This is a genomic window from Pseudomonas sp. Tn43, from assembly GCF_014192635.1.
Taxonomy (GTDB): domain Bacteria; phylum Pseudomonadota; class Gammaproteobacteria; order Pseudomonadales; family Pseudomonadaceae; genus Aquipseudomonas.
Map to the genome: position 1 here is coordinate 471,635 of NZ_JACHYG010000005.1, position 23,037 is coordinate 494,671.

The following is a 23,037-nucleotide window of genomic DNA, read 5'->3' on the forward strand; positions in this document are numbered from 1 at the left end:
CTGCCGATTTATGGCCAACCTGTCTGTCTAACCTGGACGCCTGATGAACTTGCGCGCAATCCTGATTCTCGGCGCCTTGAGCGCTTTTGGTCCGCTGGCGATCGATTTCTACCTGCCGGCCTTCCCGGCGATGGCGCTCGCTTTCGGCACCGACGAAAAACACGTTCAACTGACCCTGGCGGCCTATTTCCTGGGCCTGTCCATTGGTCAACTGGCGTACGGCCCGGTGGCCGATCGCTTCGGGCGACGGATTCCCTTGCTGACAGGTGTCGGCTTGTTCACCGCCGCTTCATTGGCCTGTGCTTATGCGCCGACGCTGGAATGGCTGATTGGCGCACGTTTCGTCCAGGCGCTGGGCGGTTGCGCGGGCATGGTGATTTCGCGGGCGGTGGTCAGCGATAAATGCGATGCGGTGGGGTCGGCGAAGGTCTTTTCACAGTTGATGCTGGTGATGGGCCTGGCGCCGATTCTTGCGCCGATGCTGGGCGGGTTGCTGGTCAACACGACGGGCTGGCAATCGATCTTTCTGGTATTGACCGGTTTCAGTGCGCTGGCAGGGTTGGCAGTGGCCTTGGGGCTGCCGGAAAGTCTGCCGGCCCATGTGCCGCGCCAACCGTTGTCGGGCGCGTTGCGTCAGTACGGTCGGTTACTGGCGGACCCGATCTTCCTCGGCCATGCCCTGACCGGTGGCATCGCCATCGCCGGGATGTTTGCCTACATCGCCGGTTCACCGTTCGTCTTTATCAAACTCTATGGCGTGCCGGCCGAGCATTTCGGCTGGCTGTTCGGCATTAACGCGGCGGGTTTCATTCTGGTGGCCCAGGTCAACGCCCGAATGCTGGCCAAGCGCGGCCCGGCCTTTTTGCTGGCGCGTACCGTCTGGCTTTATCTGGCGGGCGGTCTGGCCCTGTTGGCGGTCAGCGCGTTGCACACCGCGCAGTTGTGGCCGTTGCTGATTCCGCTTTTCCTTTGCATTGCCAGCCTGGGTTGTATTGTGCCCAACGCCTCGGCCTGCGCCATGAACGGTCAGGGTGCGCGCGCGGGCAGTGCCTCGGCGATGCTCGGTTGCCTGCAATTCAGCGTTGCCGCCGGGGCCGCAGCATTGGTGGGGGTTTTACATGATGGCAGCGCCATGCCGATGGCCATGGTCATCAGCCTGTGCGGGGTTCTGGTGGTGAGCGCGGCGATGCTCACCCGACGTTTGCAAAATGCCCGCGCGCTGATGCAAGCCCAGGCCTGAGGACGGACTCAGCCAGCAGCGCGATGCTGACGGTCGGGAATCTGATGGGGCGCGTGCAAGCGCGCTTCAAGCGTTTTAGTGAAGGCCAGCGCTTCGGCTTCACTGCGGAATGTCACAGCGTGTTGATCCAGACGGACCTGCCAGCGGGATTTTGCCACTTCTTGTATCAGGATCTTCATTGCTGAGCTCCTTTGGTAAAAGACGTCTGGTAAAAGACGTCTCAAATGACATCACATAAACGATTATTCGTAGCGGATTCGATTGTAGACCCGAATACGATCGCAATTGTGACAACGGTCAATTCTCTGACTGACGGCAAAAAATCACCGGCTCCTACAAAGGCGCGATCAGAACCCTTCAAGCACAATTTTGCCCTTGGATTTGCCGCTCTCCAGCAGAGCATGGGCACGCCGCAGGTTGGCCGCGTTGATGGTCCCGAAATGCTCGCCGAGCGTGGTTTTCAGGGTGCCTGCATCGATCAGCCCGGCGACGCGGTTGAGCAGTTTGTGCTGCTCGATCATGTCTGCGGTTTCGAACAGCGAACGGGTGTACATGAACTCCCAGTGCAGCGACAGGCTCTTGCGCTTGAGCTTGGTCACGTCCAGGGACTTCGGATCATCGATCAGCGCCAGTTTGCCTTGCGGCGCCAACGCTTCCACCAATTGATCCAGATGTTGATCGGTCTGGGTCAGGCTGGCGACATGGGTCACCTGCCCGACCCCGGCACGTTTGAGTTCTTCACTCAGCGGCTGGCTATGGTCGATCACCTGATCGGCACCCAGGTTGCGCACCCAGCTTTGAGTCTGTGCACGGGAAGCGGTGCCGATGACCTTCAGCGCGGTGAGCTGGCTGGCCAACTGCGTGAGGATTGAACCCACACCGCCAGCGGCACCCACAATCAGCAGGCTCTGGCCTTCATCGGTTTTGCCTTCGCGCACTTGCAGGCGCTCGAACAGCAATTCCCATGCAGTGATGGCGGTCAGCGGCAGGGCGGCCGCTTCGGCGAAACCGAGGGTTTTCGGCATATGGCCGACGATTCGCTCATCCACCACATGCAACTCGCTATTGCCGCCGGCACGGGCGATGGAGCCTGCGTAGAACACCTTGTCGCCGGCCTTGAACAAGGTCACTTCGCTGCCGACAGCCTTGACCACACCGGCCACGTCCCAGCCCAGCACCTTTGCCACGCCACCTTCCGGCTGGACGTTCTGGCGGACCTTGGTGTCCACCGGGTTGACCGAAATGGCTTTGACCTCCACCAACAGGTCACGCGGGCCGGCGACCGGTTCTGGCAATTCGACGTCTTGCAGGGATTTTTCGTCGCTGATGGGCAGGGAGTCGTAGTAGGCGATGGCTTTCATGTGCGTTCCTGAGAGGGAATAATTTCGATGGGGCAGATGATTGGTTATTTCCCGGCAAGATAAAACCCGCTAAAAGAACAGTCTCTTTCAATGTTTTTTTGATAATCGAGGCTGACGATGCTGCGTTTCGATGACTTGCAGTTGTTCGTTAGGGCTGCGGACCTGGGCAGCCTGTCGGCGGCGGCGCGGGTGATGGACATGTCGGCGGCGGTGGCGAGTGCGGCACTGAAGCGCATCGAACAGCAGCTTGGCGCCCGCTTGCTCGCCCGTTCCACCCGCAGCTTGCGCCTGACCGCGGAAGGCGAAGGTTTTCTGGAATACGCCCGGGCAGCCTTGAGCAATCTCGATGAAGGCCGCCGCTTGCTGGCCAGCGGGCAGGATCAGGTCAGCGGGGTTTTGCAGCTGTCGGCGCCTTCGGATTTCGGTCGCAACCTGCTGTTGCCGTGGCTCGACGAGTTTCAGCGCGAGCATCCGAAGCTCACGGTACGGTTGCTGCTGGGCGATCGCATCGCCGACCTGTTTCGCCAACCGGTGGACATTGCCCTGCGGTATGGCGAGCCGGAAGACTCGAGCCTGGTGGCGTTGCCCATCGCTGCGCAGAACCGTCGCGTGCTCTGCGCGGCGCCGAATTATCTGGCCCGGCATGGCGAACCTCGGTATCTGGAGCAATTGGCTCAGCACAACTGCCTGTTATTCATGCTCGGTGGTCGGGTTCACGATCACTGGAGTTTCCACGATGGCAAACGCGAAGTGAGCCTGACGGTCAGTGGTGATCGCTTCAGTGACGATGCCGATGTTGTGCGTTTGTGGGCCCTGGCGGGGGCGGGAATTGCGTATAAATCCTGGCTCGATGTCGCGGCCGATGTGCTGGCCGGTCGGTTGAAAGTGCTGATGCCGGAGCTGCTCTGTGAGCGCGCTCCGCTGAATTTGCTGTGCGCCCATCGCGCACAATTGAGTAAGCCGGTGAACCTTTTGCGGGAAATGCTTGCCAGCCGATGCGCTCGCATAAGCAGTCAATTTCCGACGAAATCGGATGTCGATCATTAGTCGCAGGCAAATAGCGAAATTTCTGTCAGGAACTATCACCACCAATGGATTCCCAAGGGCAGGAACCGGCGGTTAACCCGCTTATACTAGCGCCCGCCTCATGTACGCACCGTCGACCTCGCAATGGCGAGGTCAGGTTCGATTCGGTCATACCCGATGGTCATCACCAGACCTTCGTTGCACCCACGAAGCAATGGCTTGGGTAAGTGGGTGGCTTTGCCCGGTCCATGGCGGTTTTCGCGTCTTGGCCGACGACACATTACTGGTCAAGATGTCTCCGAGCAGTAGACGAAACGATTCAACAGGGAGTGAATACATGGAACATGCACCTTGCATCAGCCAGATCGCCACATTGCTGGCTGACCCCAAGCGCAGCGCAATGATGTGGGCCTTGATGGATGGCTCGGCGCGGCAAACCGAAGAGTTGGCATTGCTGGCCGGCCTGTCGCCGTCTTCGGCCAGTGCGCATTTAGGGCGCTTGTCCACCGGAGGTCTGTTGAAAGTCGAAACCCGTGGCCGCAAACGGTTTTTCCGGCTTGCCGCGCCCGAAGTCGGCGTCGCGATAGAGGCCCTCGCCAGCGCCACCCTGGCCAGTACGCCTCGGGACATCCCGGAGGTTTTCAAACGCACGAGCCCTATCGCCAAACCTCAGGCGGCGCCTTCGTCACTGCTGCGGGCCAGGCTGTGTGACGATCATCTGGGCGGCACCCTGGCCGCCGATCTGTACCAGCGCCTGCTGGATGCGGGCTGGATCGAGCAATTCGATCAGCGGGTCATGATCACTCACAAGGGCGCCACACAATTGGCAACACGCGGTGTGTTCATCCAGGCATTGGCCCATCGCAACAGCAGAGTCGCCTGCGCTTGCCCGGACTGGAGCGAAAGACGTCCGCACATGGGCGGTTCTTTGGGCGCGGCGTTGTTGCAGCTGTTCATGCAATCGGGCTGGTTGAGCCTGCCCAACGATTCGCGAGCGTTGCAGATCACCGCGGCGGGGCAACGGGAAATCCATCGCTTCGCCAAGGAAACCGAATTGGAAATGGCGCTTTAAAGCCATCAAGGTGCGACGTCCGGGAATTGTTTCAGGCGTCGTTCATAGTTGCGGACAGGTCGCATCCAGCAATAATCCCCAGCCGCTATCGCGCACACTCGATCCGGGGACTTTCAGGATTGGGGGGATGTGGCATGGACACACGAAGCTTCAGCGCGGCAGAACGATTGGAACGGCTGCCCATCAGCGGTTATCACCGTCTCATCTTCATCATCATCGCCCTGGCGTTTTTTTTCGACTCCATGGACCTGGCGATGATGACCTTTCTGCTCGGCTCGATCAAAACCGAGTTTGGTTTGAGCACGGCGCAGGCCGGGCTGCTGGCCAGTTCGAGTTTCTTCGGCATGGTCCTTGGCGCATCGCTGTCGGGCATGCTGGCCGACCGCTTCGGGCGCAAACCGGTGTTCCAGTGGAGCATTGTGCTGTGGGGCATCGCCAGCTACCTGTGCTCCACGGCGCAGAACGTTGAAACGCTGACGCTGTTCCGAATACTGCTGGGGATCGGCATGGGCATGGAGTTTCCGATTGCTCAGTCGATGCTGTCGGAGCTGATTCCGGCAAAGCGGCGTGGGCGTTACATCGCGTTGATGGATGGTTTTTGGCCGCTCGGTTTCGTGGCGGCCGGGGTGCTGTCGTACTTCCTGTTACCGGTGATTGGCTGGCGCGACATCTTTCTGGTATTGGCGGTGCCGGCGGTGTTCGTCCTGGCGATTCGTTTTTTTATCCCCGAGTCACCGCGCTGGCTGGAGCAGGCCGGACATCACGACGCGGCGGACAAGGTTTTGCTCGGCATCGAAGAGCGGGTCCGGGTTTCATTGGGCCGTGCGGATTTGCCTGAACCGATTCGTCTGCCCCGGGTGGCGAGTCAACCGGGCAGGTTCTTCTCTGCGCTAGCGGAGATCTGGTCTGCGCCGTATCGCCAGCGCACGATGATGATCTGGAGCGTGTGGTTTTTCGCTTTGCTGGGTTTCTATGGCCTGACGTCCTGGCTCAGTGCGTTATTGCAGCAATCGGGTTTCGCCGTGACTCAATCGGTGTATTACACGGTATTGATCTCCCTTGGCGGAATTCCCGGTTTCCTTATGGCCGCCTGGCTGGTGGAACGCTGGGGACGTAAACCGGTGTGCGTCGTGACATTGCTCGGCGGCGGCATCATGGCGTTTCTTTATGGCCAGAGTGCCGTGTTCGGCGGCAACGTCAGTCTGTTGATTACCTCGGGGTTGCTGATGCAGTTTTTCCTGTTCGGCATGTGGGCGGTGCTCTACACCTACACCCCTGAGTTGTACCCGACGTCGGCACGCGCCACGGGCTCGGGGTTCGCGTCAGCCATCGGCCGCGTGGGGTCGTTGCTCGGGCCGTTGGTGACCGGACTGGTGTTCCCGATGACCGGGCAGGGCGGGGTGTTTGCGCTGGGGGCAATGTGCTTTGCGATTGCGGCGGGGGTGGTGTGGATATTCGGGATGGAGACCCGGGGCAAGACGCTGGAAGAGTTGAGTGAGCCAGTGATCGTCCGTTAATCACCGAACCTGTGGGAGCGGGCTTGCCCGCGATGAGGCCAACTGCCTCAACATTGAGTTGGCTGACAGTCCGCTATCGCGGGCAAGCCCGCTGCCACAGGTTATTCGTTGGCTTTTAAGGTTTGACCAATCTGGCATCCAGGCTGTTCTGCGCCAGGCGCCTGGCCTGATCCTGGGTCATGCCCAGATCGGTGTACAGCGCGTAGAAGTTCTCGGTGACATACCCGCCGAAGTAGGCCGGGTCATCGGAGTTCACTGTGACCTTCACGCCGCGTTCGAGCATGTCGAGAATGTTGTGCTGGGACATGTGATCGAACACGCAGAGTTTGGTGTTCGACAACGGGCACACGGTCAGCGGGATCTGCTCGTCGATGATCCGCTGCATCAAACGCTCGTCTTCGATGGCGCGCACACCATGGTCGATGCGCTGGATTTTCAGCAGGTCGAGGGCTTCCCAGATGTACTCCGGCGGGCCTTCTTCACCGGCGTGTGCCACGGTCAGGAAACCTTCGCTGCGTGCACGATCGAACACCCGCTGGAACTTGCTCGGTGGGTGGCCCATCTCCGAACTGTCCAGGCCTACGGCAACAAACGCATCGCGGAACGGCAGCGCTTGGTCGAGGGTTTTCTGCGCTTGTTCTTCGCTCAAGTGACGCAGGAAACTGAGGATCAAACCACTGGTGATGCCCAGTTGCTGCTCGCCATCCTTCAGTGCGGCGGCGATGCCGTTGAGCACGACTTCGAACGGGATGCCACGGTCGGTATGGGTTTGCGGGTCAAAGAACGGCTCGGTGTGAATCACGTTCTGCGCCTTGCAGCGCAACAGGTAGGCCCAGGTCAGGTCGTAGAAATCCTGAGAGGTGCGCAACACGTCGGCGCCCTGGTAATACAGGTCGAGAAACTCTTGCAGGTTATTGAAGGCGTAAGCCTTGCGCAGCGTTTCAACGTCGCTCCACGGCAGGGTGATCTTGTTGCGTTCGGCCAGGGCGAACAGCAGCTCAGGCTCCAGCGAACCTTCCAGGTGCAAGTGCAATTCTGCCTTGGGCAGAGCGTTCAGCCAGTCGTACATGTTTGAAATCTCATCAGGTGCAATGGGGGGCATTCTACAGATGCCCGCAGAAACAATGAGCAAAACCTGACCAGCCGGTTCATTACACGGCTGGCTGTTGCCGTCGATAAGCATAGGTCTCGGCGAAGCGCGACAGCAGGAATTCGACGCAGGTGGTGGCCGGATATTTCGCCGGACGCCCTTCGTCCTGACAGCCGGGCAGGCATTCAATGGCGGTGTCGGGATGCGGCTCGGCAAAGAACGGCATCGAGTAACGATCCACTCCCGACGGGCTGATCACCCGGTGCGGCGTCGACAAGTAACGGTCGTTGCTCCAGCGCGCCATCATGTCGCCGAGGTTGACCACGAACGTGCCTTCGATCGGCGGCGCATCGATCCATTCGCCCCGCACATTGCGCACTTGCAGTCCGCCAGCGGCATCCTGATAAAGCAGGGTGATGCAGCCGTAATCGGTGTGAGCGCCGGCACCTTGCTGATCGAAGGTGCTGGCGGTATGGCGCGGCGGGTAATGGATCATCCGCAGCACGCTGACCGGTTCTTTGAAACGCCTGTCGAAGAAATCGCGCTCGATGCCCAGCGCCAGCGTCATGGCCCGCAGCAAGGTTTGAGCGAGCGCCTGCATGTCGACGTAGTGTTGCTCCATCAGCGATTCCCAACCGGGCAACGACGGATGACGATTGGGCCCACGCAAAGGTTTTTCTGCAATCACCTCGGGATGATCCGCCGGCAGGTGCAGGCCCATGTCGAAAGTTTCTTTCAGATCGCTGGGTTTGCTCGGGTCGAGTTGTTCGGTGGCGATGGCGCCATAGCCGCGATGATGGCGGGTCTGGGTGATGTCGATCTTGAGTTTTTCGGCGGTGGGCAGGGCGAAGAAACGTTGGGCGTGGTCGAGCACGGCGGCGATACGCGACGGGGCGATCGGGTGGCCCTTGATATAGAAAAAGCCCCATTCGCGGCAGGCATGGTCGATTTGTGTGGCGACCGATTGCCATGCTTGGGCTTCATCGCTGTAGAGCGGGTTGATGTCGATGATGGGAAGGCTGTTCATGCGGCTGTCCTGAAGAGTGCGCAGACCGGAAAACACTCGAAAACCCTGTGGGAGCGGGCTTGCCCGCGATGACGTCTCCAACATCTCTGTTGACTGAAAGTCCGCTATCGCGGGCAAGCCCGCTCCCACAGGTACTGTGTTTTGGCTTAAAGGAATTACTTCGGCATCTCGGCCTTCATGCCTTCCACGTAGTAGTTCATCGACGCCAGCTGCGCATTGGTGGCCGTCGCGCCCGCCGGGATCTTCTCCACGCCAGCCTGGTCCTTGATTGGCCCGGTAAACGGCTGCAAGGTCCCGCTCTTGATGTCGGCAATGATCTGCTCGGCTTCGGTTTTCACTGCGGCCGGCACTAGGTCGCTGATCGGCAGCTCAACCGTGCCTTCCTTCAGACCGCCCCAGTAATCCTGGGATTTCCACGTGTGGCCGAGCACGCTCTGAGTCGCCTGAATGTAGTGCGGCCCCCAGTCGTTGACGATAGACGTCAACACCGCTTTCGGCCCGAAGTGCGCCATGTCCGATGCATAACCGACGGCATAGACACCACGCCGTTCGGCCGCCTGGATCGGTGCCGGGCTGTCGGTGTGCTGGAACACCACGTCCACGCCCTGATCGATCAGCGCATTGGCAGCGTCGGCTTCCTTGCCCGGATCGAACCAGGAATTGACCCACACCACTTTGATTTCGGTGCCCGGGTTGTACTTGTTCAGGGCCAGTTGAATGGCGTTGATGTCGCGGATCACTTCAGGAATCGGGAACGAGGCGACGTAGCCGACTTTTTTGGTCTTGGTCATCTTCGCCGCGAGGAAACCGCCGACGTAGCGGCCTTCATAAGTGCGAGCGAGGTAGGTGCCGAGGTTCTTGTCCTGCTTGTAGCCGGTGGCGTGTTCGAAGGTCACCTTGGGAAATTGTTTGGCGACTTTCAGGGTCGGGTTCATGTAGCCAAAGGATGTGGTGAAAATCAGGTCGTACCTGTCCTTGGCCATGTTGCGGATCACCCGCTCGGCATCGGCGCCCTCGGCGACGTTTTCCACGTAGTGGGTGGTGATCTGCTCGCCGAATTTTTCTGCCAGCACCTTGCGTCCCTGTTCATGCTGATACGTCCAGCCGTGGTCACCGATCGGGCCGATATAGACGAAGCCGACTTTCAGCGGATCGGCGGCACTGGCGCTCAGGCTGGCGCTCAGGCCGATGGCTGCGGCGACAGCGCAGATCAGCTGCTTCAACGGACGTTTATGCATGAACGGGAACTCCATTTTGTTGTGAGGTAGGTCAGGGCAATGCAAATTGCTGACCAACAGGACAACAAATGGATCAGAATCGCGTAACGGCCATCGCGGGCAAGCCCGCACATGACCTGCGCAAATCCCGTAGGAGCGAGGCTTGCCCGCGAAGAGTCCCTGACGCCCCCCGCAGAACCATCCCGGTGCACCGTCTCGAATACACGCCATCCACTGGTGCGGGCGCGCACTAAACATACAAGTGAGCCAGCTCGCGATAGCGGACCAACATTCAACCTCAATATTGAATGACATGGCCTCATCGCGAGCAGGCTCGCTCCTAGAGTTGTTTAGTGTTGTGTCAGGTACCGGCGATCAACTGCCGAGCCGCCTGGCTGTGATCGGCAATCAATCCTTTGAGGTCCAGCCCCTCAACCTGCCCGTCGATTACCCGCCACTTCCCGCCGACCATCACCCGGTCCGCCCGATCGGCGCCGCACAGCAGCAGCGCGGACACTGGATCATGGCTGCCGGAGAAGCGCAGTTCATCCAGTTTGAACAGCGCCAGATCCGCTTGCTTGCCCACCGCCAGTTCACCGATATCGGTGCGCCCGAGCAAATTCGCCGAGCCCTTGGTCGCCCAGCCCAGAACCAACTCCGGCGTAATCTTTTCCGCGCCATAACGCAGCCGCTGGAGGTACAACGCCTGACGGGTTTCGAGGATCATGTTCGACGCATCGTTGGACGCCGAACCGTCCACGCCCAGACCCAGCAGCGCACCCGCAGCGGTCAGGTCCAGCGTCGGGCAAATGCCGGAAGCCAGGCGCATGTTCGAACTCGGGCAATGGCAAATGCCCGTGCCGGCCGCGCCAAGACGGGCGATTTCGTCGGGGTTGAAATGAATGCCGTGAGCCAGCCAGGTGCGTGGGCCGAGCCAGCCGACGCTGTCCAGGTAATCCACAGTGCGCAGGCCAAAGCGTTGCAGGCAGAAGTCTTCTTCATCGAGGGTTTCTGCCAGGTGCGTGTGCAGGCGCACGTCGAGTTTGGTCGCCAGTTCAGCGCTGGCGGACATGATGTGCGGGGTTACGGAAAACGGTGAGCAGGGGGCCAACGCGATTTGAATCTGTGCCCCATCGCCGCGTTCGTGGTACGCGGCAATCAAGCGCTGGCTGTCGGCGAGGATCACTTCACCTTCCTGGACGGTCTGCTGCGGTGGCAGGCCGCCGTCTTTTTCGCCAAGGCTCATGGAACCGCGAGTGAGCATGGCGCGCATGCCCAGTTCGCGAACACTCTCGACCTGTACATCGATCGCGTATTCCAGGCCGTCAGGAAACAGGTAATGGTGATCAGCCGCGGTGGTGCAACCGGACAGCAGCAATTCGGCCAACGCGACTTTGGTGGCGAGGGCAAGTTTTTCAGGGGTCAGACGAGCCCAGACCGGATAGAGGGTTTTCAACCACGGGAACAACGGTTGATTGACCACCGGCGCCCAGGCACGGGTCAGGGTTTGATAGAAGTGGTGATGGGTGTTGATCAGCCCCGGCAGGATCACGTGTTCGCGGGCGTCGAAAACGTGGTCACAGGGCGCGGACGGTTGCTGGCCGGCGCTGAGCACTTCGATGATCAAACCGTCTTGCACAACCAGACCGCCACGGGCATCGAGCGCGTTGGCCGTGAAAATGGCGAGGGGATTTTTTAACCAGGTACGGGTCGCAGGCATGGGGGCCGGCTCCTCTGAAAGTTGGGTTCAGGGTTGCCAGCTCAGTGTTGCCCTGTCTGCTGATCCAGGGTCGCCGCGGGGGCGAGGTGCGGAGTTTCGAACAAAAAAGCTTTGCGGGCAAGCCATGCCCGACAGGACAACGTAAACCCCCTGTGGGAGCGGGCTGTGGCGAGGGGGCTTGCCCCCGTTTGAGTGCGTAGCACTCACAAAATTTTTGGTACATCAGAGATTTGGGGACTGCTTCGCAGCCCAACGGGGGCAAGCCCCCTCGCCACAGCCCGCTCCCACACTCGATCTGTGGTGTCACCAGGGAATGGTCTCGCCCCTGTAATTCACAAAATGATGCCCGCCCTTGCCGGCATACGCATTAACCTGATCGATTAACCCGCGGGTGCTGGTATCCACATCAATGTCCGCGCCTTCACCGCCCATATCAGTCTTCACCCAACCCGGATGCAGCGACAGCACGGTGAGTTTCTGTTCGCCCAGTTGCGTGACGAAACTGTTGGTCATGGAGTTCAGCGCCGCTTTGCTGGCTTTGTACAGCGCCAGTTCCGGCGCATCGGGCATGGTCACGCTGCCCAGCACCGAACTCATGAACGCCAGCACGCCGCTGCCATCGCGAATCTGCCCGACAAAGCGCTGGGCCAGATTGATCGGCGCCACGGCGTTGGTGAAGAACAGCTGACCCACCTCGGCCAACGTCGCGCCGCCCGGCGTCTGGACCTCTGGCCCCTTGACCCCGGCGTTCACGAACAATAGGTCGAACACTTCGTCCTTGAGTTTTTGGCTCAGGGCGATGACCGCTTGCTGATCGTCCATGTCGAGTTTTTCGATCCGCACCTTGCCCAGCGCCTGCAAGGCTTCGGCGCCCTGCGGGTTGCGCACGGTGGCGGTGACTTGCCAGCCGTCGGCCAGCAGGGTTTTCACCAGGCCGAGGCCCAAGCCTCGGGAGGCACCGATGATGAGTGCGGTTTTTGCCTTGGACATGAATGGCTTCCTTGATGGATGAGAATCACGGATTTAATGGACAACGTTGACCGAGCCGATGTTGCAATTCCTGACGCAAGACATCGAGTTCGGCGATACGGGTTTCAATCAGGTTCAGTTTGTCTTGCAGCAACTGGGTCACGGCATCGGCTGGGTCGGGCGCCTGACGTAGCGCAGCGACACTGTTGCCGATTTCGCCAAGGGTAAAGCCCAGTCGTTGAGCCGTCTTGATGTACAGCACCAGTTGCACCATCTCCTGCGGATAGTCGCGGTAGCCATTGGCGCTGCGTTGCGCGGCGATCAATCCGCGTTGCTCGTAAAAACGTAACGTGTCGCGGCTGACGGCGCTGGCCTGGGCTAATTCACCGATGCGCATCTTGCTGTCTCGAAAGGGCTTGACCCTGGAGCATACTCCAGGCTTTAGCCTTGTTGCTCCCTGAATTTATGGAGCAAAACGGATGTGGACTTCAACGCAATATCGTCAAGTGGTGCTTGGCAGTGCGTGGTACGACCTGATCGTGACCGCTGCTTTTGTGACGCCATGGAGTTTTGTGGCGTTGCATGGCCTGTTTTCGAGCCTGAGCCAGACGTTCAATTTGTCTGGCGAGCTACCGCCGTTCGAGCCAATGCACATGCTGATGGCGAATCTGTTGGGTTCGATTGTGTGCGTGTGGGCGGTGCTGCGGATTCGTGACCCGCAGCAGGTGTTTGGGCGGTATGACGCGGTGGGGCGGTTTCTGTTTTCGGCCTGGCAGCTGTATGCCTTGCTCCACGGCGCCAGCTCATTGCTGGTTATTTTCCTGGTCTTTGAATTGGCGTGGGGCGTGGCGCAAGCGTTGCCTGTTCGGGCGCCTTCGCGGGCAAGCCTCGCTCCTGCAGGTTTTGTGTAGTTCGCCGAGGATGTGAACGACTCAAATTCGTAGGAGCGAGGCTTGCCCGCGAAGAAGGCCCGAACGGCCAACACCTAATGCCCGGCCTGCCACGGCTGCCCCAACGACACCGGCGCATACAACCGTGTGCGCACGGCATCCCGGGACAACAGCACCAACACCACAATGGTCGCGGCATACGGCAGCATCGCCAGCAGGCTCGACGCAATCGCCAGCCCCAACCCCTGCGCCACCAAATGCAGAATGCTGGCGAGACCGAACAGATACGCCCCGAGCAGCAATCGCCACACTCGCCAACTGGCAAACACCACCAGCGCCAAGGCAATCCAGCCGCGACCGGCGCTCATGTTTTCCGCCCACATCGGTGTGTAGGCCAGGGACAGATAAGCCCCGGCCAACCCCGCCATCGCGCCGCCAAACAGCACTGCCAGCGTGCGCACACGCAACACCGGCAAGCCCATGGCACTGGCGGCGTCCGGGTTTTCGCCGACGGCCTGAATGATCAACCCGATGCGACTTTTCAGAATCACCCAAGCCACTGACGAGAATAGCGCGAACGACAAATACACCAGCAAGTCCTGGGCAAACAGCATCCGCCCGATCAGCGGGATTTCACTCAACAATGGAATAGCCACCGGCTCGAAACCCGCCAACGGTTTGCCGACCCACGCTGCGCCGACAAAGGTCGACAGGCCCACGCCAAAGATCGTCAACGCCAAGCCGGTCGCCACCTGATTGGCATTGAACACCAGCGCCACCAGGGCAAACAGCGACGACAGCAGCATCCCGGCGAGCATCGCCAGCAACACGCCAAGCCAGAGGTTGCCGCTGTTCAGCGCGACGACAAAACCGATCACCGCGCCAAACAGCATCATGCCTTCCTGCCCCAGATTGAGGACGCCACTCTTCTCGCAAATCAGCTCGCCCAGCGCCACCAGCAACAACGGCGTACCGCAACGGACCATGGCGTAGAAAATATTGCTCAGCAGATCGATATCCATCACAAGGCTCCTGCGTGTACGGCGCTGGTCGAAATGCGCCGTGCCCTGCGCAGGTTCAAACGCGGTCGGTAGAGAATCAGCACGTCACTGGCCAGCAGGAAAAACAGCATCATCCCCTGGAACAATTGGGTGATCGCTTGTGGCAGGTTCATGCTCATCTGTGCGCTCTCGCCACCGATGTACAGCAGCGCCATCAACAGGCTGGAAAACAGAATGCCGACGGGATTCAGTCGCCCGAGAAACGCCACGGTGATCGCCGCATAGCCATAACCCGGCGAGACTTGCGGCACCAATTGACCGATCGGCCCAGTGACTTCGCAGGCCCCGGCCAGCCCCGCCAAACCGCCGCTGATCAACAGCGCCAGCCAGATCAGTCGCTTCTGGCGAAAGCCGACGAAACCGGCGGCGCGCTTATCCAGCCCGAGCACTTTGATCTGGAAGCCGACGAAGCTTTTCTGCAGCAACACCCATATCGCCACCAGCGCGAGCAAGGCGAAATAGACCCCGGCGTGAACCCGACCGTCCTCCATCAACAGCGGCAGTCGACTGGCATCGCCGAACATCGCCGACTCCGGAAAGTTGAACCCGGCCGGGTCCTTCAGCGGCCCGTGGACGCAAAACAGCAGCAGGTTCAGGGCGATGTAATTGAGCATGATGCTGGTGAGGATTTCATTGGCATTGAAGCGCGTGCGCAACCACGCCGTCAGCCCGGCCCATGCGGCGCCGGCCAGGGTGCCTGTGAGCAGGATCAACACCAGCGCCCAGCGGCTTTGCCAGCCAATGATGTTCACCGCCAACGCACTGCCCGCGAGGGCGCCGAGCAGCAACTGACCTTCGGCGCCGATGTTCCAGATCCGTGCCTGATACGCCACCGCCAGGCCCAATGCGCAGAGCAGAATCGGCAGCGCTTTGACTAACAATTCAGAGACGCCGTACAAGTCGCTGATCGGTGCAATCAGCAAGGTGTGCAAGGTCAGCAACGGATCGTGGCCCAGGGCGATAAACAGCAATGAGCCACAGCCCAGCGTCAACACGGCCGCCAGCAAGGGCGAGCACCACAACATCAGGCGTGATTGCTGGCCACGGGGTTCGAGAGAAAGCAGCATGTGAAACTCCGTTAAAGCGCTACGGGGCGGGAGATTGAGAGGCATCGAACTGGCCGGCCATCCAGCCGCCGACGTCGCTCAGATGAGTGTCGATAGTGGCCTGCAATGGCGACAGCCGACCGCCGCACAGGGCGCCGAGGCGGTCGCTGATCTGGAACAATTCGTCGAGGTCTTCAGAGATCACCAGGATCGCTGCGCCAGCATCGCGCAAGGCAATCAGCGCTCGATGAATCGTCGCGGCAGCGCCGACGTCCACGCCCCAGGTCGGGTGCGCGGCGACCAGCAATTCAGGCTGCTGGAGGATTTCCCGGCCGAGGATGAATTTTTGCAAGTTGCCGCCGGAAAGACTGCGGGCAGGCGTCTGGGCACCAGGTGTCTTGACCCCGAAGCGGCGAATGATGTCTTCGGCCAGTGCTTCGACCTTGCCGCGCTGGATCAGCCCGTTGCTGACCAGTCCCTGTTGAAACGCGGTGAGCAGGGCGTTATCGGCCAGGCTCAGCTCAGGCACTGCGCCATGGCCCAGACGCTCGGCGGGGACGAACGCCAGGCCAAGCTTGCGTCGCGCATCCGGCCGCAAATGGGCTATCGGTTGCCCGCCGAAACTGATCGTCGCGCTGTTATCGCGGGGTAGCCGTTCTTCACCACTGAGCAAGGCCAGCAACTCATCCTGGCCATTGCCGGCCACCCCGGCGACGCCCACGATTTCGCCGCTGCGCACGTCCAGATCAATATTCTTCAGCGAGCAGCCGAACGGGTCCGGGTTATGCCAGGACAACCCCGTCACACTCAAAAACGCATCAGCACCCACGACCTTCGGGTACTCGGTGATCAGCTCGGCGGCTTCACCAACCATCAATTGCGCCAGTTGCCGATCCGAGCACTGCGCCGGCACGCAATGCCCGGCCACCCGACCGCCGCGCAACACCGTAGCGCTGTGGCACAACGCGCGCACTTCGCCCAGCTTGTGGCTGATAAATAAAATGCTGCAGCCCTCGGCGGCCAGTCGGCGCAACGTGACAAACAACTCGTCGGCTTCTTGCGGAGTCAGTACCGACGTCGGCTCATCGAGAATCAACAGGCGGATGTCCTGCATCAGGCAGCGAATGATTTCTACCCGTTGACGCTCGCCGATGGACAGGCTGTGGACAAGTCGCTCCGGTTCCAGCGCCATGCCGTAGCGTTGGGACACTTCACGAATCTTCGGTTCGAGCTGCTTTGGCGTACCCGTCGCCGCGCCCATCGCCAGCGCGATGTTCTGCGCCACGCTCAGGGTTTCGAACAGCGAGAAATGCTGGAACACCATGCCAATCCCCAAGCTGCGAGCCTGGGCCGGGTTGCGCATGCTCACCCGCTGGCCCTGCCAGATCATTTCCCCTGAGTCGGCGTGAGTGACGCCGTAGATGATCTTCATCAGGGTACTTTTGCCCGCACCGTTTTCGCCGAGCAGGGCGTGGATCTCACCAGGGGCAATGCTCAAGTCGATGGCGTCGTTGGCCAGGCAGCCGGGATAACGTTTGCTGATTCTGCGCAATTGCAGGCGCGGTATTTGATCGGGGATCGGCACGGGGTTGGGCATGACAGGCTCAGGTCGACAGAAGGTATACCTGGGGATAAAGCAATTTCCTGGCCATTGAGTCAGGAAATAGGCAGAACCTTGCTGGCATCGGGGCTGTGGACGTTGACTCGCCTTATTCCAATTGCGAATCAGGCACCATTTGAGCGCACGCTCTTTGATCAGGCTCCGGTTTTGCCCGTGGTGAGTTGATCAAAAAACGAGCAGTAACCTGCAAGCTATGTCGGACATGGGGCTGCGCCAGCCATGAACGGGTTATCCACAGGTTGTTCCACAGTATTTGTGCGCAACACGAGCGCGGGGGCATAAGCGTTGAGGGGCTTTCTTCTAAAGGCGATAAACCGCTCTAACTGATTGTTTTCACGTGGAATAAACGTTGCCGCAGAAGAATTGGATGAAAAATGAGCAAAGCCCGCAAAGCCGCATGACAGAAGGGTTACAGCACAATGTGCTCAGGTTATCCACAGCCGGGTGCACAGCAGATGTGGGCAAGTATCGAGAATAAAGAAAACCGGGGCGCCCCAAAAGATCGCAGCCTTGGGCAGCTCCGGGATTGCGTTTTTACGGATGTATATGGTCGGCTGCTGAAGGCTGCGATCTTTTGACCTTCTAACGCCGCAACAAAATGCGCCCACGACTCAAATCCGCCAGCTGCGTTTGCAAGGCCTCTATCTGTCCCTCGCCGATCGCCAATTGCAGGTCCACGCCATTGGCTGTGAAGGTTTCTTCCACGACCAAACCGCCCAGTTCCGCTAACCGAAGCTTCACCAGCGCCAACTCGCCAAATGCACAGGCACAACTGACCGGCACGCGGCTGATCAGCTCGACCTTCGGCGCCCCTTGCAGGCATTTGTTGGCACCGCCGCCATAGGCCCGGGCAAGGCCACCGGTGCCCAGTTGAATGCCGCCATACCAGCGGATCACCAGCACCACAACCTGATCGCAATCCTGCGCCTCGATTGCTGCCAGAATCGGTCGGCCAGCGGTGCCGCCGGGTTCGCCATCATCGTTGCTGCGATATTGATTGCCGAGTTTCCATGCCCAGCAATTGTGCGAGGCGTTCAAATCACTGTGTTGCTCGATGAACGCTTGAGCTTCAATTGCACGGGTAATCGGCGCGGCGAGGGTGATGAAGCGGCTTTTGCGAATCTCTTCGCGGTATTGGCAAAAACCGCTGAGGGTAAAAGGCATAGAAATCTTAGATAGGAGGCGTCAGGCCGCAGCCTTTGAGAATGATGCGGATCAGGTTGTTGCCGGCATCGTCCATGTCTTGCTTGGTCAACTTGCTGCGCCCGGTGACACGGCAGATCTGCGTGGCAAAGTCGGCGTAATGCTGGGTACTGCCCCACAGCAGGAAGATCAAATGCACCGGGTCGATCGGGTCCATTTTGCCGGCGTCGATCCAGGTTTGAAACACTGCGGCCCGGCCCTGAAACCAGGTGCGGTAGTCCTGGTTGAAATGCTCGCTCAGGCATTCACCGCCGCTGATGACCTCCATGGCGAAGACCCTCGAAGCTTGTGGCTGGCGCCGGGAGAACTCCATTTTTGCGCGAATGTAGCGCGTCAACGCTTCGGCCGGATCATCCTCGACCGTGAGGGTATTGAAAGTGCTGTCCCAGAGTTCAAGGATGTTGCTCAGCACCGCCACATACAACCCCAGTTTGTTGGTGAAGTAGTAATGCAGGTTCGCTTTGGGCAACCGGGCCTTCTGCGCGATGGTGTTCATGCTGGTGCCTTTGAATCCGTGACGGGCGAATTCGTCTTCGGCGGCTTTGATGATGGTCTCTTCGTTCTTCTGACGAATGCGGCTGGCGGGTTTTGCGCCGTGGGCTGGGACTTCAAAGGTCATAGGCACTTCCGAACAGGTAGATGGGTGCAACCAGATGCGTTGATAGCGCACCCGCAGGTCGCAGACAAGTCCCGACACGATAAAACCTTGACCACTGCAATCCCTGTGGGAGCCGAGCTTGCTCGCGATGGCGCCAGGTCAGTCACCATCGATGCTGAATGTTAAGCAGCCATCGCGAGCAAGCTCGGCTCCCACAAGAATCTTCAGTTGTTCAGCGCGTTGCGGCCAGGCTCTCAAGGAAGCTTTCCAGCACGAGATGGGGCCGACGTCCCTTGCGTGTGACCGATGCCAGGCTCAGGTCATAAAAACGTGCCATGGGTTTCAGCGCACGCAAACGGCCTTGTTGCACCCAGAGGCTGGCGTAATGATCCGGCAGGTAACCGATGTAGCGCCCGGTCAGAATCAGAAATGCCATGCCTTCGCGATCCGACGCACTGGCGGTGCAATTAAGCGCCTGGTAATGGGCCTGAATCTCGGCGGGCAAACGGAAGGTTGGGGCAATGGCGTCCTGGCTATTGAGACGCTCATCGTCCAGTTGTTTGTCGTCGACGTAGAACAATGGATGGCCGACTGCGCAATACAGCAGCGAACGTTCGCTGTAGAGCGGCTGATATTCCAGCCCCGACAGTGCACTGGCTTGCGGCACTACGCCGACATGCAAGCGCCCGTCGAGCACGCCTTGTTCGACTTCATTGGGCGCGATCATGCGGATCTGGATCTGAACGTCCGGGCCGCGTTCCTTCAATTGTGCCAAGGCATGGGTAATGCGCATGTGGGGCAGGGTGACCAGGTTGTCGGTCAGGCCGATGGTCAATTCACCGCGCAAATGCTGGTGCAGGCCATTGACCTCGGTGCGGAAACTTTCCAGCGCACTTAATAGCTGCAACGCCGATTGGTAAACCTCGCGGCCCTCTTCGGTCAGGGAAAAACCGGCGCGCCCGCGTTGGCACAGACGCAAGCCGAGGCGCTGTTCCAGATCGCTCATTTGCTGGCTGATTGCCGAGCGACCGATACCCAGCACCGATTCCGCCGCAGAGAAGCCGCCGCATTCCACGACGCTGCGAAAAATCCGCAACAGGCGGATATCAAAGTCACTGACTTGCGCCAGTGGATCGGGACGCCGGCTGCTCATGCCTTATTTACTCAAAGTTTAGTAGTTGACTGACTGAAGGTTAGAAAAGTTGGATTTCACCGACTTTATCCCCGTGGCAATTTAGCTGCAAGAACGCTTTTCATCTTCACGCCGCTTATTGCTCTGCGAGGTTTTGCCCATGAACGTGCCTGAAAACGCCCCGACTTCCCTGGCCAGCCAGCTTAAGCTCGATGCTCACTGGATGCCCTACACCGCGAACCGCAATTTCCAGCGCGACCCGCGACTGATCGTGGCTGCCGAGGGCAGTTGGCTGACAGATGACAAGGGCCGCAAGGTCTACGATTCGCTCTCTGGTCTGTGGACTTGCGGCGCCGGGCACACCCGCAAGGAAATCCAGGACGCGGTAGCCAGGCAGTTGGGCACGCTCGATTACTCGCCAGGCTTCCAGTACGGTCACCCGCTGTCGTTCCAGTTGGCTGAGAAAATCACCGACCTGACCCCGGGCAATCTGAATCACGTGTTCTTCACCGACTCGGGTTCCGAGTGTGCAGACACGGCGGTGAAAATGGTGCGTGCTTACTGGCGCCTGAAAGGCCAGGCCACCAAAACCAAAATGATCGGTCGCGCTCGTGGCTATCACGGCGTGAACATCGCCGGCACCAGCCTTGGCGGCGTGAACGGCAACCGCAAACTGTTCGGTCAGGCGATGATGGACGTCGATCATCTGCCGCACACGTTGCTGGCGAGCAATGCGTTTTCCCGTGGGATGCCGGAGCAAGGTGGCATCGCCCTGGCCGATGAACTGCTCAAGCTGATCGAACTGCATGATGCATCGAACATAGCAGCGGTATTCGTCGAACCAATGGCCGGTTCCGCTGGCGTTCTGGTTCCGCCGCAGGGTTACCTCAAGCGTCTTCGCGAAATCTGCGATCAGCACAACATCCTGTTGGTGTTTGATGAAGTGATCACCGGTTTCGGTCGTACCGGTTCGATGTTCGGCGCCGACAGCTTTGGCGTGACGCCGGACCTGATGTGCATTGCCAAACAAGTCACCAACGGCGCGATCCCGATGGGCGCGGTGATTGCCAGCTCCGAGATCTACCAAACCTTCATGAATCAGGCGACGCCTGAGTACGCGGTGGAATTCCCCCACGGCTACACCTATTCCGCCCATCCGGTGGCTTGCGCCGCGGGCCTGGCGGCACTCGACCTGCTGCAAAAGGAAAACCTGGTGCAGAGCGTGGCGGAAGTGGCACCGCATTTCGAAAATGCCCTGCACGGTTTGAAGGGCAGCAAGAACGTCATCGACATTCGTAACTACGGGTTGGCTGGCGCCATCCAGATTGCGCCTCGCGACGGTGATGCCATCGTGCGGCCGTTCGAGGCCGGCATGGCCTTGTGGAAAGCCGGGTTCTACGTGCGCTTCGGCGGCGACACCCTGCAGTTCGGCCCAACCTTCAACAGCAAGCCGCAAGACCTCGATCGCTTGTTCGACGCCGTCGGCGAAGTGCTGAACAAAATCGACTGATTTTTCTCTCTCTATAGTGGCGTCCTTCTGCGGGCGCCTGTGGACAACTTTCAGGAGCCCTGCATGAGCCTTATCCCGCATTTGATCAATGGCGAACTGGTGACCGAAGACGGTCGTACGGCCGACGTGTTCAACCCGTCCACCGGTCAGGCGATCCACAAGCTGTCATTGGCCAGCCGTGAAACCATTCAAAAAGCCATCGACGCGGCCAAAGCTGCGTTCCCGGCCTGGCGTAACACTCCGGCGGCCAAGCGCGCTCAGGTGATGTTCCGCTTCAAACAATTGCTGGAACAGAATGAAGCTCGCATTGCACAACTGATCAGTGAAGAGCATGGCAAGACGCTGGAAGATGCAGCGGGTGAATTGAAGCGCGGGATCGAGAACGTCGAGTTCGCCTGTGCTGCACCGGAAATTCTCAAGGGCGAGTACAGCCGTAACGTTGGGCCGAACATTGATGCTTGGTCGGATTTCCAGCCATTGGGCGTGGTGGCCGGTATTACTCCGTTCAACTTCCCGGCCATGGTGCCGCTGTGGATGTACCCGCTGGCGATCGTCTGCGGCAACTGCTTTATTCTCAAGCCTTCCGAGCGCGATCCAAGCTCGACGTTATTGATTGCTCAGCTGCTGTTGGAAGCCGGCCTGCCGAAAGGCGTGCTGAGTGTGGTGCATGGCGACAAGGCTGCGGTGGATGCCTTGATTGAAGCGCCGGAAGTCAAAGCACTGAGTTTCGTCGGTTCGACGCCGATTGCCGAATACATTTACGCCGAAGGCACCAGGCGCGGCAAACGCGTCCAGGCGCTGGGCGGGGCGAAGAACCACGCGGTATTGATGCCGGATGCGGATCTGGATAACGCCGTCAGCGCACTGATGGGCGCGGCGTACGGGTCGTGCGGTGAGCGCTGCATGGCGATTTCGGTAGCCGTTTGCGTTGGCGATCAAGTGGCGGATGCGTTGGTGGCCAAACTGGTGCCGCAGATCAAGGCGCTGAAAATCGGTGCGGGTACCACTTGCGGTCTGGATATGGGGCCGCTGGTTTCTGGACAGGCTCGCGATAAAGTCACTGGCTATATAGAAGACGGTGTATCAGCAGGGGCGACCTTGGTGGTGGATGGTCGTGGCCTGGGCGTTGCCGGTCATGAGGGAGGGTTCTTCCTGGGCGGCTGCCTGTTCGATAACGTCACGCCAGAAATGCGCATCTATAAAGAAGAGATCTTCGGACCGGTGCTGTGCGTCGTCCGGGTCAATAGCCTGGAAGAGGCAATGCAACTGATCAACGATCACGAGTATGGCAACGGCACCTGTATCTTCACGCGTGATGGGGAAGCAGCGCGGTTGTTCTGCGATGAGATTGAAGTGGGTATGGTTGGCGTCAACGTGCCATTGCCGGTGCCAGTGGCTTATCACAGCTTTGGCGGCTGGAAGCGTTCGCTGTTTGGCGATCTGCATGCGTATGGTCCGGATGGCGTGCGGTTCTATACCCGTCGCAAGGCGATTACCCAGCGTTGGCCGCAACGGGCGAGCCATGAGGCTTCGCAATTCGCATTCCCTAGCTTGTAAGTAGAAGGGCAGAAGGCCGACCTCTTGAGGTCGGCCTTCTTGTTTACGGGCTTTTTTGGCCTATATGACAGAAATGTGAAGATTTGGGTTGACGGCAGATTTTGAAGGCCTATAATTCGCCCCACTTCCGGCGCAGTCGAAACGGAAAACTCCTTGGTAAACAATGAGTTACGCGGTTTT

General features: G+C 59.6%; 21 protein-coding genes. 7 read left to right on the forward strand and 14 right to left on the reverse strand.

From position 1 onward, the window contains the following. The first annotated feature begins 43 nt into the window (after positions 1 to 43). Positions 44 to 1,240 (forward strand): multidrug effflux MFS transporter, encoded by a 1,197-nt coding sequence (locus tag FHW68_RS16555; protein ID WP_183681396.1) that lies wholly within the window; start codon positions 44 to 46, stop codon positions 1,238 to 1,240. A gap of 8 nt (positions 1,241 to 1,248) precedes the next feature. Here FHW68_RS16555 and FHW68_RS16560 read toward each other — a convergent pair whose 3' ends face one another. Together FHW68_RS16560 and FHW68_RS16565 are read right to left on the reverse strand one after the other, a co-directional pair. After that, the gene (locus FHW68_RS16560; protein WP_168185126.1) at positions 1,249 to 1,419 is read right to left on the reverse strand and encodes a hypothetical protein; all 171 of its coding nucleotides are present in this window, start codon (positions 1,417 to 1,419) and stop codon (positions 1,249 to 1,251) included. Between the two features lie 168 nt (positions 1,420 to 1,587). Continuing rightward, on the reverse strand, positions 1,588 to 2,601 hold the full coding sequence (locus FHW68_RS16565; protein WP_183681399.1) for a zinc-binding alcohol dehydrogenase family protein: 1,014 nt from the start codon (positions 2,599 to 2,601) through the stop codon (positions 1,588 to 1,590). Between the two features lie 117 nt (positions 2,602 to 2,718). Here FHW68_RS16565 and FHW68_RS16570 point away from each other — a divergent pair, with 117 nt between their 5' ends. From FHW68_RS16570 to FHW68_RS16580, 3 genes are all read left to right on the forward strand, one after another. Further along, positions 2,719 to 3,648 (forward strand): LysR family transcriptional regulator, encoded by a 930-nt coding sequence (locus tag FHW68_RS16570; RefSeq protein WP_183681402.1) that lies wholly within the window; start codon positions 2,719 to 2,721, stop codon positions 3,646 to 3,648. Between the two features lie 316 nt (positions 3,649 to 3,964). Next, positions 3,965 to 4,699 (forward strand): helix-turn-helix transcriptional regulator, encoded by a 735-nt coding sequence (locus FHW68_RS16575; protein ID WP_183681406.1) that lies wholly within the window; start codon positions 3,965 to 3,967, stop codon positions 4,697 to 4,699. A gap of 134 nt (positions 4,700 to 4,833) precedes the next feature. Next, positions 4,834 to 6,216: an MFS transporter gene (locus tag FHW68_RS16580; protein ID WP_183681408.1), complete on the forward strand. Its 1,383-nt coding sequence runs from the start codon at positions 4,834 to 4,836 to the stop codon at positions 6,214 to 6,216. 115 nt (positions 6,217 to 6,331) lie between these two features. Here FHW68_RS16580 and FHW68_RS16585 read toward each other — a convergent pair whose 3' ends face one another. The 6 genes from FHW68_RS16585 to FHW68_RS16610 all read right to left on the reverse strand — a co-directional run bounded on the left by FHW68_RS16585 (position 6,332) and on the right by FHW68_RS16610 (position 12,636). Next, positions 6,332 to 7,285, reverse strand: coding sequence for an adenosine deaminase (locus tag FHW68_RS16585; protein ID WP_183681410.1), 954 nt, complete (start codon positions 7,283 to 7,285; stop codon positions 6,332 to 6,334). Between the two features lie 82 nt (positions 7,286 to 7,367). Then, the gene (locus tag FHW68_RS16590) at positions 7,368 to 8,333 is read right to left on the reverse strand and encodes a 2-oxoglutarate and iron-dependent oxygenase domain-containing protein (protein ID WP_183681413.1); all 966 of its coding nucleotides are present in this window, start codon (positions 8,331 to 8,333) and stop codon (positions 7,368 to 7,370) included. Positions 8,334 to 8,488: 155 nt separating this feature from the next. Further along, positions 8,489 to 9,571: a BMP family ABC transporter substrate-binding protein gene (locus FHW68_RS16595; RefSeq protein ID WP_183681416.1), complete on the reverse strand. Its 1,083-nt coding sequence runs from the start codon at positions 9,569 to 9,571 to the stop codon at positions 8,489 to 8,491. 340 nt (positions 9,572 to 9,911) lie between these two features. Next, a complete protein-coding gene (locus FHW68_RS16600) occupies positions 9,912 to 11,270 on the reverse strand; it encodes an 8-oxoguanine deaminase (protein WP_183681419.1) in 1,359 nt (452 codons plus the stop codon). A gap of 303 nt (positions 11,271 to 11,573) precedes the next feature. Beyond that, on the reverse strand, positions 11,574 to 12,260 hold the full coding sequence (locus FHW68_RS16605; protein ID WP_183681422.1) for an SDR family oxidoreductase: 687 nt from the start codon (positions 12,258 to 12,260) through the stop codon (positions 11,574 to 11,576). 25 nt (positions 12,261 to 12,285) lie between these two features. Then, positions 12,286 to 12,636 carry a MerR family transcriptional regulator gene (locus FHW68_RS16610; RefSeq protein WP_183681425.1) on the reverse strand — a complete coding sequence of 117 codons (351 nt, stop codon included), beginning with the start codon at positions 12,634 to 12,636 and terminating at the stop codon, positions 12,286 to 12,288. 82 nt (positions 12,637 to 12,718) lie between these two features. Here FHW68_RS16610 and FHW68_RS16615 point away from each other — a divergent pair, with 82 nt between their 5' ends. Further along, on the forward strand, positions 12,719 to 13,150 hold the full coding sequence (locus FHW68_RS16615) for a hypothetical protein (protein ID WP_183681428.1): 432 nt from the start codon (positions 12,719 to 12,721) through the stop codon (positions 13,148 to 13,150). A gap of 74 nt (positions 13,151 to 13,224) precedes the next feature. Here FHW68_RS16615 and FHW68_RS16620 read toward each other — a convergent pair whose 3' ends face one another. From FHW68_RS16620 to FHW68_RS16645, 6 genes are all read right to left on the reverse strand, one after another. Next, positions 13,225 to 14,151, reverse strand: a complete 927-nt coding sequence (locus FHW68_RS16620; RefSeq protein ID WP_183681431.1) for an ABC transporter permease — start codon at positions 14,149 to 14,151, stop codon at positions 13,225 to 13,227. Then, positions 14,151 to 15,257 (reverse strand): ABC transporter permease, encoded by a 1,107-nt coding sequence (locus tag FHW68_RS16625; protein ID WP_183681434.1) that lies wholly within the window; start codon positions 15,255 to 15,257, stop codon positions 14,151 to 14,153. The genes FHW68_RS16620 and FHW68_RS16625 overlap by 1 nt, the downstream gene beginning before the upstream one ends. A 19-nt stretch (positions 15,258 to 15,276) precedes the next feature. Then, positions 15,277 to 16,833: an ABC transporter ATP-binding protein gene (locus tag FHW68_RS16630; RefSeq protein WP_183681437.1), complete on the reverse strand. Its 1,557-nt coding sequence runs from the start codon at positions 16,831 to 16,833 to the stop codon at positions 15,277 to 15,279. A 606-nt stretch (positions 16,834 to 17,439) separates the two neighbouring features. Beyond that, complete coding sequence (locus FHW68_RS16635) at positions 17,440 to 18,021, reverse strand: YigZ family protein (protein WP_095632332.1); 582 nt, start codon at positions 18,019 to 18,021, stop codon at positions 17,440 to 17,442. A 7-nt stretch (positions 18,022 to 18,028) separates the two neighbouring features. Next, on the reverse strand, positions 18,029 to 18,679 hold the full coding sequence (locus FHW68_RS16640) for a TetR/AcrR family transcriptional regulator (RefSeq protein ID WP_095632333.1): 651 nt from the start codon (positions 18,677 to 18,679) through the stop codon (positions 18,029 to 18,031). Between the two features lie 211 nt (positions 18,680 to 18,890). Next, positions 18,891 to 19,811 (reverse strand): LysR family transcriptional regulator, encoded by a 921-nt coding sequence (locus FHW68_RS16645; RefSeq protein ID WP_095632334.1) that lies wholly within the window; start codon positions 19,809 to 19,811, stop codon positions 18,891 to 18,893. Between the two features lie 139 nt (positions 19,812 to 19,950). Here FHW68_RS16645 and FHW68_RS16650 point away from each other — a divergent pair, with 139 nt between their 5' ends. After that, on the forward strand, positions 19,951 to 21,300 hold the full coding sequence (locus FHW68_RS16650) for an aspartate aminotransferase family protein (protein ID WP_095632335.1): 1,350 nt from the start codon (positions 19,951 to 19,953) through the stop codon (positions 21,298 to 21,300). Positions 21,301 to 21,363: 63 nt separating this feature from the next. Continuing rightward, positions 21,364 to 22,857, forward strand: a complete 1,494-nt coding sequence (locus tag FHW68_RS16655; protein ID WP_183681440.1) for a CoA-acylating methylmalonate-semialdehyde dehydrogenase — start codon at positions 21,364 to 21,366, stop codon at positions 22,855 to 22,857. Positions 22,858 to 23,037: the final 180 nt, after the last annotated feature.

Bases quoted from the DNA above. Each gene is read 5' to 3' on its own strand.
- FHW68_RS16585 (WP_183681410.1), bottom strand. From the start codon at position 7,285: ATGTACGACTGGCTGAACGCTCTGCCCAAGGCAGAATTGCACTTGCAC.
- FHW68_RS16635 (WP_095632332.1), bottom strand. From the start codon at position 18,021: ATGCCTTTTACCCTCAGCGGTTTTTGCCAATACCGCGAAGAGATTCGC.
- FHW68_RS16560 (WP_168185126.1), bottom strand. From the start codon at position 1,419: ATGAAGATCCTGATACAAGAAGTGGCAAAATCCCGCTGGCAGGTCCGT.
- FHW68_RS16615 (WP_183681428.1), top strand. From the start codon at position 12,719: ATGTGGACTTCAACGCAATATCGTCAAGTGGTGCTTGGCAGTGCGTGG.
- FHW68_RS16570 (WP_183681402.1), top strand. From the start codon at position 2,719: ATGCTGCGTTTCGATGACTTGCAGTTGTTCGTTAGGGCTGCGGACCTG.
- FHW68_RS16645 (WP_095632334.1), bottom strand. From the start codon at position 19,811: ATGAGCAGCCGGCGTCCCGATCCACTGGCGCAAGTCAGTGACTTTGAT.
- FHW68_RS16640 (WP_095632333.1), bottom strand. From the start codon at position 18,679: ATGACCTTTGAAGTCCCAGCCCACGGCGCAAAACCCGCCAGCCGCATT.
- FHW68_RS16625 (WP_183681434.1), bottom strand. From the start codon at position 15,257: ATGCTGCTTTCTCTCGAACCCCGTGGCCAGCAATCACGCCTGATGTTG.
- FHW68_RS16590 (WP_183681413.1), bottom strand. From the start codon at position 8,333: ATGAACAGCCTTCCCATCATCGACATCAACCCGCTCTACAGCGATGAA.
- FHW68_RS16655 (WP_183681440.1), top strand. From the start codon at position 21,364: ATGAGCCTTATCCCGCATTTGATCAATGGCGAACTGGTGACCGAAGAC.
- FHW68_RS16630 (WP_183681437.1), bottom strand. From the start codon at position 16,833: ATGCCCAACCCCGTGCCGATCCCCGATCAAATACCGCGCCTGCAATTG.
- FHW68_RS16555 (WP_183681396.1), top strand. From the start codon at position 44: ATGAACTTGCGCGCAATCCTGATTCTCGGCGCCTTGAGCGCTTTTGGT.
- FHW68_RS16595 (WP_183681416.1), bottom strand. From the start codon at position 9,571: ATGCATAAACGTCCGTTGAAGCAGCTGATCTGCGCTGTCGCCGCAGCC.
- FHW68_RS16600 (WP_183681419.1), bottom strand. From the start codon at position 11,270: ATGCCTGCGACCCGTACCTGGTTAAAAAATCCCCTCGCCATTTTCACG.
- FHW68_RS16580 (WP_183681408.1), top strand. From the start codon at position 4,834: ATGGACACACGAAGCTTCAGCGCGGCAGAACGATTGGAACGGCTGCCC.
- FHW68_RS16620 (WP_183681431.1), bottom strand. From the start codon at position 14,151: ATGGATATCGATCTGCTGAGCAATATTTTCTACGCCATGGTCCGTTGC.
- FHW68_RS16565 (WP_183681399.1), bottom strand. From the start codon at position 2,601: ATGAAAGCCATCGCCTACTACGACTCCCTGCCCATCAGCGACGAAAAA.
- FHW68_RS16610 (WP_183681425.1), bottom strand. From the start codon at position 12,636: ATGCGCATCGGTGAATTAGCCCAGGCCAGCGCCGTCAGCCGCGACACG.
- FHW68_RS16605 (WP_183681422.1), bottom strand. From the start codon at position 12,260: ATGTCCAAGGCAAAAACCGCACTCATCATCGGTGCCTCCCGAGGCTTG.
- FHW68_RS16650 (WP_095632335.1), top strand. From the start codon at position 19,951: ATGAACGTGCCTGAAAACGCCCCGACTTCCCTGGCCAGCCAGCTTAAG.
- FHW68_RS16575 (WP_183681406.1), top strand. From the start codon at position 3,965: ATGGAACATGCACCTTGCATCAGCCAGATCGCCACATTGCTGGCTGAC.